Raw genomic sequence first — 15381 nt, forward strand, 5'->3', positions numbered from 1 at the left:
GCATGCATGGCCGATTACGCTGCGCTAATCCGCCCTACGTGGTTTAGACGACGCGCGGGGGCGGTGGTCTTGGTGGACTGGTACGGCCTGCCCGAGTCGTTGACCTTGAATACGCTGACTACTTGCGCCAGCGCCGCCGCTTGCTGCTGCATCGATTCAGCGGCGGCGGCGGCCTGCTCGACCAGCGCGGCATTCTGCTGCGTGACCGCGTCCATCGAGCCGATCGCCTGATTGACTTCGTTGATGCCGGCGCTTTGCTCGGAGCTGGCGGCGGTGATCTCGGAGATGATGTCGCTGACGCGGTGCACGCTGCTGACGATTTCCTCCATCGTCACGCCGGCGTTGGCCACCAGGCGGCTGCCCTGGTTGACCTTGTCGACCGAGTCGCCGATCAGCGCCTTGATTTCCTTGGCCGCCGACGCGGAGCGCTGCGCCAGGTTGCGCACTTCCGACGCCACCACGGCGAAGCCGCGTCCCTGCTCGCCGGCGCGCGCCGCTTCCACCGCCGCGTTCAGCGCCAGGATATTGGTCTGGAACGCGATGCCGTCGATGACGGAGATGATGTCGACGATGCGCTTGGACGACTCGTTGATCGAATCCATGGTGCCGACCACCTCGGCCACCACGGCGCCGCCCTTGACGGCCACCTGCGCGGCCGACGCGGCCAGCTGGTTGGCCTGGCGGGCGTTGTCGGCGTTGTGCTTGACGGTCGACGTCAACTCTTCCATCGACGATGCGGTTTCCTCCAGCGCGCCGGCCTGCTGCTCCGTGCGGCGCGACAGGTCCTGGTTGCCGGCGGCGATTTCGCTCGACGAGGTGGTGATATGGTCGGTGCCGCTGCGTACCTCGGTGACGATGCCGAGCAGGCTGGCGTTCATTTCCTTCAGCGCGGCCAGCAACTGGCCGGTTTCGTCCTTGGCGCTGGCGTCGATATGGCCGGTCAGGTCGCCGCTGGCGACGCGGCGCGCCACCACCACCGCTTCACGCAGCGGACGGGTGATACCGGTGGTCAGCAGCCATGCGCACACCACGCCGAAGGTCAGCACCAGCGCGGCCAGCACGTACAACAGATTGCGGCTGCTGGCGGCGATGGCGTCGATGTCGGCGGCGGTGGCGTCGATCTTCGCGCGCTGCATTTTCAGCAGATCGGCGACCAGCGATTGATAGGCGACGGTGCAGGGACGGAACACGGTTTCGAAAATCTTGTTGGCTTCCTCCAGCTCGCCGGCGGCTTTCAACTTGGTCAGCTTGTCGCGCGACGATAGATAGATCTTGCGCTGCTCGCCGATGCGGGCGAATACCTCCTTCTCGTCGGCGTCGACGATCAGCGCCTCGATCTTCTTCTGGTACTCGCCCGATTTGGCCGACGACGCCTTGGCCTCGTCCGCGAAATATGGGCCGAGCGTGGTGTCGGTGCTGCGCGCGATCGCGGTGGTGCGGCGGATAGCGCTATCAATATTGCTGGACCAGTCGCCGATCAGGCGCTCCTTGGCCAGTGGCACCTGCATCATGTCGGCGGTGGCCGAGGCCACGCCTTGCAGGCGCCAGACGCTGATGCCGGTGATGAGCATCGCGAACGCCAGGATGACGGTGAAGCCGAACGCCAGGCGTTTGCCGATGCTGATGTTTTCCAACATATTCATTCTTGTACCTCTCGATCAAAAACAATACAACGTTAAGTCAGCATCGGGGCATGCCGGCGCGGGGGCTGTCTGTTATGCGGCCATCGCTGTGTTTTCGATCAGGCCCATGTCCGCGCTGGACATCAGCTTGTCGATATCGACCAGGATCAGCATGCGCTCGTCGAGCGTGCCCAGGCCGACGATATGGTCGGTGTTGAGCGCCGAGCCGATTTCCGGCGCCGGCTTGATTTGTTCGGGCAGCAGCGTGGTCACGTCGGAGACGCGGTCCACCACCATGCCCACCACGCGGTGGCCGATGTTCAGGATGATGACGACGGTGAACTGGTCGTAGGTCGGCGTGCCGAGATTGAACTTGATGCGCATGTCGACGATCGGCACGATGATGCCGCGCAGGTTGACGACGCCCTTGACGAATTCCGGCGCATTGGCGATGCGCGTTGGCGTTTCGTAGCTGCGGATTTCGCTGACTTTTTGTATATCGATGCCGTACTCTTCTTGACCAAGAGTAAAGGCCAGGTACTCGCTGGCGGGGATGTTGGCGCGCAATTCGCTGACGTTGCTGGACATTGGAGTTCCTTCATTGCTAAATTTATTGCCCCAATGTTACCTCAAGTCAAGATTTATAGCAGTAAAAAAATGCGGCACAGCAACAAATAAGACGGTTGCATTTCCGAAATTAGGTTTCTTACAAGTGTTGTGACAACTTAGCAAGCAAACAATTTTTGTCCTGGACCCAGTTCGGCTGCACAACCATGGCGGCAGGCTGTATGATTAAAAAATCAATCGTCTGATACGTCATGGGAGAACGATGAATAGCTTGCTGAACAGCTGGCACCCCCGCCTGGTCGCTCTGGCCAGCGCCGCCCAGGGGTCTGATGGAGCGCACGATACCAACCACCTGCACCGCGTCTGGCGCAACGCCAACCTGCTGCTGGACGACTATCCCGAGGCCGATCCGCTGATCGTGCTGGCCGGCTGCTACCTGCACGATCTGGTCAACCTTCCCAAGAACGATCCGGAGCGCCACCTGGCCTCGCGCAAGGCGGCGCTGCTGGCGAGCCGCCAGTTGGCGGAACTCGACTTCCCGCCCAATAAGCTGGCCGCCGTCGCCCACACCATCGAAAGCCACAGTTTTTCGGCCGGCATCCGCCCCGAGACCATCGAGGCCAAGATCGTTCAGGACGCCGACCGCCTCGACGCCCTCGGCGCCGTCGGCCTGGCGCGGCTGTTCTACACGGCCGGCCGCATGGGCACCGCGCTGGCGCACGCCGACGATCCGATGGCGCTGCACCGCGAGCTCGATGAAAAAGCCTATGCGCTGGACCACATGGACACCAAGCTGGCCACCCTCCCCGGCAAAATGCAGACCGCCGCCGGCCGACGCCTGGCGCAAACGCGCCTGAACGAACTGACGGCCTTCCGCGACAACTTCATCGCCGAATGGGCCGCCAGTCCGGCGGCGCCCTGACCTCTCGTCATGACCCCGCATCATGCACCGGCTTCACGACCTTACTTCATGACCTTGCGCCCCGACTTCGCGTCGCCCCACGCCTATGACCTCCCCTGACTCCGCCGCGCCCGCAGTGGCGCCTGCCGCCGCGACGCCGGGCAATCTGAACTTCGTCCTGATATGCGTGTTCATCGACATGCTGGGCATCGGATTGATCGTGCCGGTGCTGCCGCTGCTGGTGGGCGAATTCACCGGCTCGCGCGACGACCAGTCCTACTGGTTCGGCATCCTCAGCGCCACCTTCGGGCTGATGCAGTTCATCTTCATGCCGATGCTGGGCGCCTTCAGCGACCGGGTCGGACGCCGCCCGGTGCTGCTGTATTCGATGGCCGGCATGTGCATCAACTTCCTGACCACGGCGTGGGCGCCCAACCTGGCTTGCTTGTTCATCGGCCGGGTCATCGGCGGCATGTCGTCGGCCAGCATGTCGGTGGCGTCGGCCTACGCCTCGGACATCTCGACCCCGGACAACCGCGCCAAGAGCTTCGGCAAGGTCGGCGCCGCGTTCGGCCTGGGGTTCATCTGCGGGCCGATGCTGGGCGGCCTGCTGGGCGGCGTCGACCTGCACCTGCCGTTCTACGTCGCCGCCGCGCTGTCGGCGGCCAATTTCGCCTACGGCTACTTCGCCGTGCCCGAATCGCTGCCGCCGTCGCGCCGCGCGCCGTTCAGCATCGCCAGGATCAATCCTTTCGCCGCGCTGGTCAAGCTGGCGCGCCGCCGGGACATCCGCGGCCTGATCGTCACCTTCGCGCTGGTCACCTGCGCGCAGATGATGCTGCAAACGACCTGGGTGCTATACACCACCTTCCGCTTCGACTGGACCCCGGGCCAGAACGGCGCGGCGCTGTTCTGCGTCGGCGTCACGGCCGCCGTAGTGCAGGCCGGCCTGCTGGGCGTGTTGATCAAACGCTTCGGCGAAATCCGCCTGTCGTTGCTGGGACTGACCTCGGGCTGCCTGACCTACCTGCTGTACGGTCTCGCCACCCACGGCTGGATGATGTATGTGCTCATCCTGTGTAACGTGCTGGCGTTCGCCGTCGGCCCGGCGCTGCAGGCCATCATCTCCAAACAGACCCCGCACGACGAACAGGGCGAGTTGATGGGTTCCCTGCAATCGATCAGCAGCATCGGCATCATCTTCATGCCGCTGATCGGCGCCGCCATCCTCGGCAAAGTCAGCCACCTGCAGCCCGGCGACTGGCGCATCGGCACCACCTTCTTCGCCTGCGCGGCGATGCAGGCAGCGGCCATCGTCGTGGCGCGGCGCTATTTCAGCAGCCATCACATGGAGACCAAATCATGACCAGGCGCCTGCTCACGGCCGCGTTGGCGGCGTTGTTCCCGGCGCTGTTGCCGCTCCACGCGGCCGCCGGCTGCTCGCGCGATATCGCCGTTCCGGTTTCGGCCAGCGGGTCGGGCGTGGTCGTCGAGGGACAGGAAATCAAAGGCATCTTCCCCGATCTGCTGCGCGACATGTCGCGCAAGACCGGTTGCAAATTCGTCTTCACGGTGGTGCCGCGCGCGCGCCTGGTGGCGCTGTACCGGGTCGGCCAGGCGGACATCCTGCTGCCCGCGACGCGCACGCCGGAGCGCGACAAGCTTGGCACCTTCGTGCCGATGGTGAATAACCGCCCCATGCTCATTTCACTCGCGGGCAACCGCGCGCCCATCGCCAGCGCCCGCGAGCTGCTGGCGCGGAGCGAGTTGCGGGTGGCGGTGGTGCGCGGCTTCGACTACGGCGAGGAATACTCCTCGCTGGTGAATGAACTGGGCAAGCAAGGCCGCTTGTTCAGCGAGGTCGATACCACGGCTGTGGCGCGCCTGCTGCACGCGGGCGCGGTCGACCTGACCATCCTGGGGCCGACACTGATCGCCGGCGCCATTCGCGGCGAACCGCGCGTGCAAGGCATGGCGGAGCGGCTGCGGGTCGAGGCGATCCCGGAACTGCCGTGGAAATACAGCGGCGCCTACGTCTCGCACGCGTTGAACAAGGACGACCAGCGCACCCTGCACGAGGCGCTGGAAAAGATGGCCAAATCGAGCCAGGTGATGGATACATACCTGCGCTACTTCAGCGCGGACCTTTTGAACGGCAACGTGCGTCCGCGCTAGCGCCCCGGCGGGGGCCGTGGCCCGCGCTTACTTCGCCTCCACCACCGGCAATTCGATCGCGCTGGCCTGCGCGCCGGCGTGGAACACCTTCAGGGTCGCCTTCTTGTAGTCACCCGCCTTGGCGTGGAAGATGTTGGGGACATAGGTTTGCGGATTGCGGTCGTACAGCGGGAACCAGCTCGATTGGATCTGCACCATCACCCGGTGGCCCGGCAGGAAGACGTGGTTCGCGTTCGGCAGCGCGAAGCGGTACTTCTCAATGGCGTTGGCGGTGATCGGCGACGGAGTTTCCAGGCTGTTGCGGTAGCGGCCACGGAAGATGTCCATCGCGATGCCCAGTTGGTAGCCGCCCAGCTCCGGCTGCGACGGCACCTCGTCCGGATACACGTCGATCAGCTTGACCACCCAGTCGGCGTCGGTGCCGGTGGTCGAGGCGAACAGGTTGACCATGGCCGCGCCGGCGATCCGCAGCGGCGCCTTGAGCGGTTCGGTGACGTAGCTGAGGACATCGGTGCGGTCGGAAACGCCGCGCTGGTCGCTGACCAGCCATGGACGCCACACGTTGGCATCGCCCATGCGCACCGGACGCGCGACAAACGGCACCGGCTTGGCCGGGTCGGAGACGTATTCGTCGTAGGCGCCGGCCTTGTCGCCCGCCGCGCCCTGCGGCGCCTCGAAGCCCAGCTTGAAATCCGGTTTCAGATAGATCGGCTTGAGCGGCGCCGCGCAGCCTTCGGCGCAGGCCAGCGGCCATTTCGGCAGGCGCTGCCAGCGATTGACGCCGGTCTGGTAGAACAGCACCGGCGGCGTGTCGGCCGCCGGCGCGCCGTCCTTCAGGTATTGATCCAGGAACGGCAGCATGACGTCGCGGCGGAATTCCAGCGCGGTGTCGCCGGTGAATTTGAGCGCGCCCAGGGTCGAACCCTCGTAATTGACGCCGCTGTGGCGCCACGGCCCGACCACCAGGAAGTTCTTGTTGTTGGCCTTGTCCTGCGGTTCGACCGCCGCGTAGGTGGCGTAGGCGCCGTAGATGTCCTCCTGGTCCCAGTAGCCGACCACCGTCATCGTCGGCACCTTGAGCGTGCGCTTGGCGAGGATCTTGTCCAGCGCCTGGTGCTGCCAGTAGCTGTCGTAGGCCGGGTGCTCGAACAGCTTGCGCGTGAAGTTCAGCTTATCGAGGCCGAACTGCTTCGCGTAATCGGCCGCCGAACCGGCGCGCAGCACGCCTTCGTAGTCGTCATAGACGCCGGTGGCCAGGGCCTTGCCGCTGCCCTTGGCGCTGGTCTGGCTGGCGATGTAACTCAGGTTGGGCATGCGGAAGGCGCCGTTGTGGAACCAGTCGTCGCCGCGCCAGCCGTCGACCATGGGGCTCATCGGCACGGCCACCTTCAACGCCGGGTGCGGGTCGGTCAGCGCCATCAGCACGGTGAAGCCTTCATACGACGAGCCGATCATGCCGACCTTGCCGTTGGTCTCCGGGATATTCTTGACCAGCCATTCGATGGTGTCCCAGGCGTCGGTCGCGTGGTCGGTGCGGGTGTCGTTGAGCGGGCCTTTGAGGGGGCGCGTCATGACGTAGTCGCCTTCGGAGCCGTACTTGCCGCGCACGTCCTGGAACACGCGGATATAGCCGGAGTCCACCATCACCTCGTCGCCCTGGCCGACGGTGGCCGTGATGCTGGGGCTGATGTTGCGCTGCGCGCGGCCGCTGGCGTTGTACGGGGTGCGGGTCAGGACGATGGGCGCGTGCTGCGCGCCCTTGGGGATGACGATGACGGTGTGGAGTTTGACGCCGTCGCGCATCGGCACCATGACGTCGCGCTTGATGTAGTCGGCGTCGGGGATGTCGGCTTCGAATTTGGCGGGGATATCGGGGGCCATGGGCGCGGTTTGCGCCACGGCGGCGGAAGCGAATAAGGTGGACAACAACGCGGACAATACGGCAACGACGGGACGACGCATGGAGACTCCAAAAAGGGATTGCCTTGCAAGATGGGCAATACTACCTTATGGATTGCGGATTCCGCAATGAAACAGCCTTAATGCGCCAGCTTCAGTGCATCAGCTTGAACAGCACGGCGGTCGCGCCGGTTTGCACGATCATGATTGTGACCATCCACTGGATCAGCTCCGACTTGAGTTGCGCGAGTCGGGTGTCCAAATAGCCCTTGGTCACCAAGTGAGTGTCGATCAGTTGAAACATGGCAGATGTCAACGTCTTCGCTTGCTCGTCGTTAAAGCCGCCCTCAATTAGCGTGTCCATGAACTCCACCAAATTGATGCTGTCGGCCATATTATTCCCCTTTTTAGTTTAGACCGGCGCCGCCGCAGTTTGGTTCCCGCCCGGACCTTGACAGACCGCCGCCGAACTGCAACCATACGCGCATGATTTTTTTCACCACACCTCACGCCAGCCTGAATTGGCGCCGCTCCTAGCGCGCGGCCACTGTCTACCCATAGTGATGTGATATTTTTATCAACGCCGCCCTCTTCTGGTGGCGTTTTTTATTCGTCGCGCCGGATGGGGCAACGTAAAGGAACCCCTGATGAGTCTGCCTGACCAGTCCCAAGTTATCGCCACGGCGCCAGCCGCCACCGTCGCCAAGGGTCCGACCGTGATCCTGACCGGCGACCGCCCGACCGGCCCCCTGCACCTGGGCCACTTCGTCGGCAGCCTGCGCAACCGCGTCGCCTACCAGCACGACTACAAGCAGTTCATCATGCTGGCCGACGCCCAGGCGCTGACCGACAATATGGACGACACCAACAAGGTGCACCGCAACGTGGTGGAAGTGGCGCTCGACTACCTGGCCGTCGGCATCGACCCGGCCAAGTCGACGATCCTGATCCAGTCGCAGATCCCGGAACTGGCCGAACTGACGTTCTACTACCTGAACATGGTCACCGTGGCCCGCCTGGAGCGCAACCCGACCGTCAAGACGGAGATCGCGCTGCGCGGCTTCGAGCGCGACATCCCGGCCGGCTTCCTCACCTACCCGGCCTCGCAGGCGGCCGACATCTCGGCGTTCAAGGCCTCGATCGTGCCGGTCGGCGAAGACCAGATCCCGATGATCGAGCAGACCAACGAGATCGTGCGCCGTTTCAACCGCATCGCCAACAAGGACATCCTGGTCGAGTGCAAGGCGCTGGTGCCGGAGATCGGCCGCCTGCCGGGCACCGACGGCAAGGCGAAGATGAGCAAATCGCTGGGCAACACCATCAACCTGGGCGCAACCGCCGCCGAGATCACCGCAGCCGTCAAAAAGGTCTACACCGATCCGCTGCACCTGCGCGTCGAAGATCCGGGCCACCTGGAGGGCAACGTCGCCTTCATCTACCTGGACGCCTTCGATCCCGAAAAGGACAAGCTGGCGGAAATGAAGGCGCACTACGTGCGCGGCGGCCTGGGTGACTCCATCGTCAAGAAGCGCCTGGAAGTGGTGCTGCAGGAGATGCTGGCGCCAATCCGCGCCCGCCGCGAGGAACTGGCCAAGGACCACGGCTACATCATGCAGATGCTGAAGGAAGGCACGATGCGCGCGCGCGAAGTGGCCGCGCAGACGGCAGATGAAGTCAAGGCCGCGCTCGGCCTGCGCTACTTCTGATCCCGGTGACGCCGGACGGCGCGTCCTTCGCGCCTTCCATGCTGCCGATGATGCTGCTTTGGCTGGCGTCCGTGTACGGCGTCGCCAGCGTGGTGTGCTTCATCGTCTACGCGGCCGACAAATCGGCAGCCGTCGAACATCGGCGGCGCATATCGGAACGCACCTTGCTGCTACTGGGGCTGGCCTGCGGCTGGCCGGGCGGCCTGCTGGCGCAGCGCCGGCTGCGCCATAAAACCGCCAAGACCTCGTTCCAGATCGCCTTCTGGTGCAGCGTCGCCGTCAACGTGGCCGCCGTCTGGTGGCTGTGCACTCTCTATTGACGAATAAACGAAGGAGCTAAGCGATGTGGCACGGCGTCTTATGCGGTTTGCTGGCCGGGGCGATGTGGGGCATGGTGTTCATCGTGCCGGCATTCCTGACGTCCTTCACGGCGCTGGAGATGGCCTGCGGGCGCTACATCGCCTACGGCGTCATCGCCGCCGGCCTGATGCTGCCACGCCTGCCCGCGCTGCTGCGCCGCCTCGATCGCGGCGACGTTGTCGCGATGATCAAGCACGCGCTGGCCGGTAACATCGTCTACTACATGCTGCTCGCGCTGGGCGTGCAGTTGGCCGGCGTATCGGCGACGTCCCTGATCATCGGCGTGCTGCCGATATCGGTCACGCTGATGGGGCAAAAGGATCACGGCTCGGTGCCGCTCAAGCAGCTGATGCTGCCGCTGCTGCTAGTGGCGGCGGGCATCGCCTGCATCAATATCGACGTGTTCACCCACGACCCGGGCCATGGCGCGCCGCTGGTGGACAAGCTGCTCGGCGTGCTGTGCGCGGTCGGCGCGCTGCTGTGCTGGACCTGGTATTCGGTCGACAACGCGCGCTACCTGAAGCGCAATCCGCATTTCAGCAGCGGCGAGTGGTCGGCGTTGTATGGCGTGTCGAGCGGCTTGATCGCGCTGGTGATCGCACTGCCGATGCTGGCCGTGTTCCATGCGGATGTCACCGGCGCCGGCGCGGTGGCCACTGGGCGGGACTGGACGCTGTTCTGGATCGTCAACGGCCTGCTCGCGCTGGGGGCGTCGGTGATCGGCAACCACCTGTGGAATGTCGCCAGCCGCAAGGTGCCGTTGACGTTATCGGGCCAGTTGATCCTGTTCGAGACCTTGTTCGCGCTGCTGTACGGGTTTATCTACAAGCAGCAGCTGCCGCGCGGGCTGGAGGTGGCGGCGATGGCGCTGCTGGCCGTGGGTGTCATGTGGTCGGTGCGCATCCACGCGCTGGACGATGCCGCCGGGGCGCATGCCGGTTAGGCTCGGGCGCTTTGCGGTTAAGCCGCTCTGGCGGCTCGTGGCGGATTACGGCGTGCCGCCTAATCCGCCCTACGTGTCTCCGTGGTGACGCCGCCATCTGTAAATGCATGCCCTGCCCTATCGCATCCCATGCGTTGTTCCACGTGGGGCGGATTAGCGCAGCGTAATCCGCCATACCACGCTCCGCCGGGAACCACCCCGAAGTCAGTCCAGCAAGCCGTTCTCGCTCAGCACATCCTGGATCAGCTCCAGCCGCAGCACCGGATTTTCCTGCAGCAGCAAGCGCTGCTTCTCTTCCAGATCGAGCCGCAGCAGCTCGCACCAGCGGTTGGCCACCCAGCCGGCTTCATCGAGCCGGTACGGCGGCGCCAGCGGCATCTTGGCGGTGGAGATCTGCTTCTTCTGCAACGAACGGATCAACGCGCCCAGCGCGTTGGCGACATCCTGCTGCTCCGTGGGCACCGGCACCACCATGTCCTCCGCGACGGCGTCGACTTCCGCCATCCACAAGCCATGCTTGAGCTGTTCGGCCGACTTGACCTGGAAACGCGTGGTGCCGATGCACGATATCTGCAACAGCCCCGGCAACGGAGCGGTCCAGTCGACGATGCGCGCCATCGTGCCGGCGTCGGACAGGGTTTCCTGCTTGTCCGGAACGCGGATTTCGGTGCCCTCCACCAGCGAGACCACGCCAAACTCCTCGCCACGGGCGATGCAGCGCTTGATCATATCGAGATAGCGCACTTCGAACACTTGCAAAGGCAAATGTCCATCCGGAAACAGGATTGTATTCAGCGGGAATAAGGGAATTGACGACATGCCATTATCATCTCATGAAACAGCCGGGGTCGGCAGACATGACTTGCGGGACGCGTGTAAGACGGAGGAAAACCACCGCTCCTTTCATCACAAAAGCAACGCGCGTTCTGGCCGCATACACGGTGGCCGACATTTGCCGCGCCGGTGGCCGGTGGCGGCCGCTGTCATGGCCGGTTACAACGGCGGATTATTCGAGCGCACACGTACCGGCATCGCTGTTGCGGGTCGGGGCTGGCGCCGCCCGTATCACTCGAGAGAAACAGCAAGCTCGGGGAACGAGAATAAGCGCACTCGGACAGAGGCGACTATGCGGCCGTTCGACATCGCTTGGCAGAACAGTCCAAGCAAAAGAAAAGCCGGTGCCGGGTTATCGAAGATAACCTGAAAACACCGGCTTCCAATGAATTACTTAATCAGATACTGATTCTTGTCTTTGCCTTCGAGCCATTTTGGCGCGCGGCCGCGGCCGGTCCAAGTCTGGCCGGTGGCATCGTCGCGGTATTTGGTCGGTACCGGCGCGCGGGTTTTGACCGGCTTGACCTTGGTCACAGCGCCCAGATCCGCCACGGTCAGGCCATACTCGCGCATGATGGCGGTGACTTGCTCTTTCGCCTTGGAGATTTCGTTTTTGCGCGCGGTTTCCGCCAGGTTTTCGAGTTCGGCGATCTTGGCTTTGTATTCTTGGTAAGTCGTCATCTTATTTCCTCTTATCGGCTGGTTAGTTTCTAAAAAACCACATGTGAGAATGTGTGAGAATTTTATAAAGCGCAATTTACCATAAGTTTGCCTTGATTCTCCAGACATATGCGTGAGAAATACCAATATAGCGATAAAAATGAATATTTTCCACAACGCCTCAATCGGAACGCGACGAATTTCGCACTCCCCGGCGGATAATCGGATCGAAAGTCCAGTAATAAAGAATAGCGACGGAACGCTCAGGACATTACCACCGCGCGGGTTCGGCCAAGCTAATTAGGCGTAAATGTGGCGGGAATAAACCGGGAAGGAAATGTCTGCCGAGCGCTTGCCCGCCGGATTAATTGGTCATGCGGCGATCAAGCACACAAGGGCCGTGGCTCGATGCCTTCGGCCACCACCTTGCGTATCAAATTGGCGAGCCGGCAGGTGGCCGGACCGGCCACCTCGGGATTGGCGACGATCAGCGACAATGACATTTTGCGGCGCTGCCCCACCCGCAGCGGCAGCGGTTTGAGCTGGCCTTGCTCCAGCTGTGCCTGGATTTTGTGCTCGGCCAGCCAGCCGAAGCCTATGCCGTTGCAGATCATCTCCATGCGGGTTTGCGGATTGGTCACGCTCCAGCGCTGATCCGTGTTAAGCCAGCCGTGATCGCGCGGATTCAAGGTGCCCGAATCGCGCACGACGATTTGCAGGTTGCGGGTCAGGTCGTCCATCTCGAGCTCGCGGCCGAGCGCGTGCAGAGGATGACAGGGATGGGCGACGGCGACAAAATCGATATCCATCAGCGCGTCGCCGAGGAAGCCGACCGGGATGCGGCTGGCGATGGCGATGTCGACGCGCTTTTCCACCAACGCGTCTTCGGAACCGGACAGGACTGTCTCTTCCAGATTGACGCGCGTGTGCCGCGCCCACGGCTCGAACTCGCGCAGCACCTGCACCAGCAGCTGGACCGGGAACAGGCTGTCGACGGCGATGCTGACCTGCGGCTCCCAGCCCTCGGCCAGGCTGCCGGCCAGTTGTTCGAGCTGGAAGGCGCCGCCGAGCAGCTCGCGCGCCTTGTTCAGCAGCGCCTTGCCGTTGGGCGTGAGGCGGGCGCGGCGGCCGTCGATTTCCAGCAGTTCGACGCCCAGTTGCTCCTGCAGCTTGGCCACCATGTAGCTGACCGACGACTGGCTGCGGTGCAAGGCCTCAGCCGCCTGCGCGTAGCCGCCGCATTCCACGATCGCTTGCAGCACCTGCCATTGTTCCAGCGTGCTCTTGGGGATTTTCATCGGTGTTCCGCGCCTGAAGTTCAGCGAGGAATCATACCACCGGTCCCCGCGCCCGGATCAGAAGCGCCGTTCCACCGTCACCCGGAACTGGGTCTCGCCGTCGGCCACCGACGCGCGGTTGAGCGTGCCGCGCGCGTCCGCATAAATGGTTTGCGTCGTGTAGTCCTGCGCCAGCAAATTCGACACGGCAAAGCGCAGACTGTTTTGCGGGTCCAGCTTCACCAGGGCGTAGACGTCGAGGTCGCGCCGCACCGAGTTGTAGGCGCTCTGCGTCTCGCTCAAGCGCGCCATGCCGCCATTTCGGAAGCTCAGGCTGCTGCCGGTGCTGAGCATGCCGTCCGGACTCTTGTAGTCCACGCCGAGCGTGGCGCTCAGCGGCACCTGCTGGTCCAGGCGGTTGTCGGGACCGGGCACGCTGTCCACCTCCGACCAGTTGCGGCTGATGCTGGCGCGCAGATCGAGCGCCGGCGCGTTGTCCATGACCACGCGCAGCGGGAACTTGACCTCCAGCTCGATGCCGCGCGTTTCGGCGCGGCCGTCGTTGATCATGGTCGAGACCCAGCGGTCGCCCTCCTGCACCAGGCCCTGGCGCATATAGTCCTCGATGCGGCGGATCGACGCGCTCGCGCTCAGCATGCCGCCGTCGCCCCAATAGTGCTCGAACGAGGCGTCGATGCCCAGCGCCACTTCCGGCTTCAGGCGCGGATTGCCGCGGCGGTCCGGGTCCAGGCGGCTGTTGTTGGCCGAGGTGAAGCGGCGCGGCACCAGGTTGGCCGTGGACGGCGCCTTGTAGGTGCGGGTCAGCGCCACGCGCACCTGATCCTTTTTGTTCGGCAGCTTGAACAGCGTCTGGAACAGCGGGCTAAGCACGCTGGAGCGCTGGCTGACGCGCTCGAGATTGGCGCCCTCGATCTCCGTTTGCAGCCCTTCCCAGCGCACGCCGGTGTAGATCGACCATTGCGGCGTGACGTTCCACTCGTCCTGGCCGTAGAAGGCAAGCCGGGTCGCCCTGGCGGAAAAATCCTCGTCGTTGTTGTCGGGCGGCAGACTGCCCGCGATCGGCAGCTCGCGCTGGATGCGGGTATCGTCGCGGTCGATGAAGCCGGCGTCCCAGCCCAGCGCCAGCGCGTGTTCGATCGGCGCCTCCTCGGATCCCTCGGCCTGGGTGCCGAAAGTCATCGGCCTGGAGTACTTGCCCTGCGTACTAAAACCAATTTCGCCGCTGTGCGACTCCACGGTGCGGTACAAATTGGGCGAGCCGTCGCGGTTGCCGCCCAACTGCAGCGACTTGCCGGTATTGCGGTTCTTGGAGACGCCGACCTTCATATCCAGCTTCGCGCCCTCGGCCATCTTGTGCACCCAGTTCAGATCGGTACGGCCGTAGCCGTTATGGCTGTTGAAGGTGTTGTCGATGCGGTCGTAATTCGGCCCCTCGTCGCCGGCCAGGTTCACCGTGGTGCGGCCGTGGCTGTTGCTCTCGAACTTGTTCAGGTTGAAGAAGGTCTGCGAGGTCAGCGTGTCGCCGCCGTCCAAGGTCCAGTTGATGCGCGGCGACAGGTTGAAGCCGTCCGAGCGGCCCTGGTCCTGCCACGTGCCGGAGCGGTCCACGTTGGGCATGCCGGCGGCATCGGTGCCGGTCTCGGTCGACGGCGTCATGCGGTTGTACATATAGCGCCAGGCGTTGGCGCCCAACGAATAGGACATGTTGTCGCCCTTGCCCGACATCTGGATGCTGGCGCTCGGCGAGCTGAACTTGCTGCCCTTGGCGCCGCTGACCTTCAGCACGTGCTGATCCACCTTGACGTTTTTTTTCAACACGATGTTGATGGTGCCGGCGATGGACTGGGTGCTGAACTCGGCGCTGGCGGCGCGCAGCACCTCGATGCGCTCGATCACGTCGGGCGCCAGGTTATCGATGGAAAAACCGGCCGGCGCGCGCTCGCCGTTGATCAGGATCTGGGTGTAGCCGGCGCCGAGGCCGCGCATGCGGATCTCGCCGCCCGGGCGCCCCGCCGCGCCGCCGACGGTGATGCCGGGCAGCCGCTTGAGCACGTCGTTGACCGAGGTGTCGCCATATTTCTGGATTTCCTCGCTGCCGACGACGATCTTGCTAGCGGTATCATCGCGGCGCGCGTCGTAGCTGGCGGCGCTGCCTTTGATGCGCACCGTCTGCATCGGCACGGCGGCGGGCCGGACCGGCGTCGATTTGCCGTCGGCTGCTGCGGCCGCGTCACCGCTGTCGGCGGCTGTGGACGCGATCTCGGCCCGGGCGCCGGCGGCGAAACACAAGCAAAGGACGGCCGCAGCGGTCTGCGTCAAACGGAGTTGGCGGGCAGGCATCATAAATGGCATAGGGAGACGAAGGGAGATCGCTCATTATGCCTTGATTTAAGCGAAAGTTTCCTTAATCCAAGAT

Annotated in this window: 14 protein-coding genes; 6 read left to right on the plus strand and 8 right to left on the minus strand. The window is 63.9% G+C overall.

The genetic code is table 11. The features are described from left to right. Window positions 1–14 precede the first annotated feature (14 nt). On the minus strand, window positions 15–1643 hold the full coding sequence (locus tag NHH88_21400; protein USX12241.1) for a methyl-accepting chemotaxis protein: 1629 nt from the start codon (window positions 1641–1643) through the stop codon (window positions 15–17). 72 nt (window positions 1644–1715) lie between these two features. After that, window positions 1716–2210, minus strand: a complete 495-nt coding sequence (locus NHH88_21405; protein ID USX12242.1) for a chemotaxis protein CheW — start codon at window positions 2208–2210, stop codon at window positions 1716–1718. A gap of 241 nt (window positions 2211–2451) precedes the next feature. Between NHH88_21405 and NHH88_21410 the strand changes: the two genes are divergently transcribed. The 3 genes from NHH88_21410 to NHH88_21420 all read left to right on the plus strand — a co-directional run bounded on the left by NHH88_21410 (window position 2452) and on the right by NHH88_21420 (window position 5265). After that, window positions 2452–3111 carry an HD domain-containing protein gene (locus NHH88_21410; protein USX12243.1) on the plus strand — a complete coding sequence of 220 codons (660 nt, stop codon included), beginning with the start codon at window positions 2452–2454 and terminating at the stop codon, window positions 3109–3111. Between the two features lie 85 nt (window positions 3112–3196). Then, entirely contained in the window at window positions 3197–4456 is a 1260-nt protein-coding gene (locus NHH88_21415) for an MFS transporter (protein USX12244.1), read from the plus strand. Beyond that, window positions 4453–5265, plus strand: coding sequence for a transporter substrate-binding domain-containing protein (locus NHH88_21420; GenBank protein USX12245.1), 813 nt, complete (start codon window positions 4453–4455; stop codon window positions 5263–5265). The genes NHH88_21415 and NHH88_21420 overlap by 4 nt, the downstream gene beginning before the upstream one ends. A 27-nt stretch (window positions 5266–5292) precedes the next feature. Here the strand turns inward: NHH88_21420 and NHH88_21425 are convergent, their stop codons facing one another. Beyond that, window positions 5293–7227: a CocE/NonD family hydrolase gene (locus tag NHH88_21425; protein USX12246.1), complete on the minus strand. Its 1935-nt coding sequence runs from the start codon at window positions 7225–7227 to the stop codon at window positions 5293–5295. Window positions 7228–7318: 91 nt separating this feature from the next. After that, a complete protein-coding gene (locus tag NHH88_21430; protein USX12247.1) occupies window positions 7319–7558 on the minus strand; it encodes a hypothetical protein in 240 nt (79 codons plus the stop codon). Between the two features lie 253 nt (window positions 7559–7811). Here NHH88_21430 and trpS point away from each other — a divergent pair, with 253 nt between their 5' ends. From trpS to NHH88_21445, 3 genes are read left to right on the plus strand one after another with little or no spacing between them, the layout of a single operon-like run. Next, window positions 7812–8870: a tryptophan--tRNA ligase gene (gene trpS / locus NHH88_21435; GenBank protein USX12248.1), complete on the plus strand. Its 1059-nt coding sequence runs from the start codon at window positions 7812–7814 to the stop codon at window positions 8868–8870. Window positions 8871–8908: 38 nt separating this feature from the next. After that, complete coding sequence (locus NHH88_21440) at window positions 8909–9190, plus strand: DUF1294 domain-containing protein (GenBank protein USX12249.1); 282 nt, start codon at window positions 8909–8911, stop codon at window positions 9188–9190. A 23-nt stretch (window positions 9191–9213) separates the two neighbouring features. Continuing rightward, entirely contained in the window at window positions 9214–10173 is a 960-nt protein-coding gene (locus NHH88_21445) for a DMT family transporter (GenBank protein ID USX12250.1), read from the plus strand. Between the two features lie 204 nt (window positions 10174–10377). Here the strand turns inward: NHH88_21445 and NHH88_21450 are convergent, their stop codons facing one another. The 4 genes from NHH88_21450 to NHH88_21465 all read right to left on the minus strand — a co-directional run bounded on the left by NHH88_21450 (window position 10378) and on the right by NHH88_21465 (window position 15284). After that, a complete protein-coding gene (locus NHH88_21450; GenBank protein ID USX12251.1) occupies window positions 10378–10992 on the minus strand; it encodes an LON peptidase substrate-binding domain-containing protein in 615 nt (204 codons plus the stop codon). 405 nt (window positions 10993–11397) lie between these two features. Beyond that, window positions 11398–11688, minus strand: coding sequence for an H-NS histone family protein (locus tag NHH88_21455; GenBank protein USX12252.1), 291 nt, complete (start codon window positions 11686–11688; stop codon window positions 11398–11400). Window positions 11689–12050: 362 nt separating this feature from the next. Next, window positions 12051–12965, minus strand: a complete 915-nt coding sequence (locus NHH88_21460; protein USX12253.1) for a LysR family transcriptional regulator — start codon at window positions 12963–12965, stop codon at window positions 12051–12053. A gap of 57 nt (window positions 12966–13022) precedes the next feature. Beyond that, window positions 13023–15284 carry a TonB-dependent receptor gene (locus tag NHH88_21465; GenBank protein ID USX12254.1) on the minus strand — a complete coding sequence of 754 codons (2262 nt, stop codon included), beginning with the start codon at window positions 15282–15284 and terminating at the stop codon, window positions 13023–13025. Window positions 15285–15381: the final 97 nt, after the last annotated feature.

The organism is Oxalobacteraceae bacterium OTU3CAMAD1 (genome assembly GCA_024123915.1).
GTDB lineage: Bacteria > Pseudomonadota > Gammaproteobacteria > Burkholderiales > Burkholderiaceae_D > Rugamonas.

What these genes read in the sequence shown, in the direction of transcription:
- NHH88_21400 (USX12241.1), bottom strand. Translation starts at nt 1,643, where the DNA reads ATGAATATGTTGGAAAACATCAGCATCGGCAAACGCCTGGCGTTCGGC.
- NHH88_21405 (USX12242.1), bottom strand. Translation starts at nt 2,210, where the DNA reads ATGTCCAGCAACGTCAGCGAATTGCGCGCCAACATCCCCGCCAGCGAG.
- NHH88_21410 (USX12243.1), top strand. Translation starts at nt 2,452, where the DNA reads ATGAATAGCTTGCTGAACAGCTGGCACCCCCGCCTGGTCGCTCTGGCC.
- NHH88_21415 (USX12244.1), top strand. Translation starts at nt 3,197, where the DNA reads ATGACCTCCCCTGACTCCGCCGCGCCCGCAGTGGCGCCTGCCGCCGCG.
- NHH88_21420 (USX12245.1), top strand. Translation starts at nt 4,453, where the DNA reads ATGACCAGGCGCCTGCTCACGGCCGCGTTGGCGGCGTTGTTCCCGGCG.
- NHH88_21425 (USX12246.1), bottom strand. Translation starts at nt 7,227, where the DNA reads ATGCGTCGTCCCGTCGTTGCCGTATTGTCCGCGTTGTTGTCCACCTTA.
- NHH88_21430 (USX12247.1), bottom strand. Translation starts at nt 7,558, where the DNA reads ATGGCCGACAGCATCAATTTGGTGGAGTTCATGGACACGCTAATTGAG.
- trpS (USX12248.1), top strand. Translation starts at nt 7,812, where the DNA reads ATGAGTCTGCCTGACCAGTCCCAAGTTATCGCCACGGCGCCAGCCGCC.
- NHH88_21440 (USX12249.1), top strand. Translation starts at nt 8,909, where the DNA reads ATGCTGCCGATGATGCTGCTTTGGCTGGCGTCCGTGTACGGCGTCGCC.
- NHH88_21445 (USX12250.1), top strand. Translation starts at nt 9,214, where the DNA reads ATGTGGCACGGCGTCTTATGCGGTTTGCTGGCCGGGGCGATGTGGGGC.
- NHH88_21450 (USX12251.1), bottom strand. Translation starts at nt 10,992, where the DNA reads ATGTCGTCAATTCCCTTATTCCCGCTGAATACAATCCTGTTTCCGGAT.
- NHH88_21455 (USX12252.1), bottom strand. Translation starts at nt 11,688, where the DNA reads ATGACGACTTACCAAGAATACAAAGCCAAGATCGCCGAACTCGAAAAC.
- NHH88_21460 (USX12253.1), bottom strand. Translation starts at nt 12,965, where the DNA reads ATGAAAATCCCCAAGAGCACGCTGGAACAATGGCAGGTGCTGCAAGCG.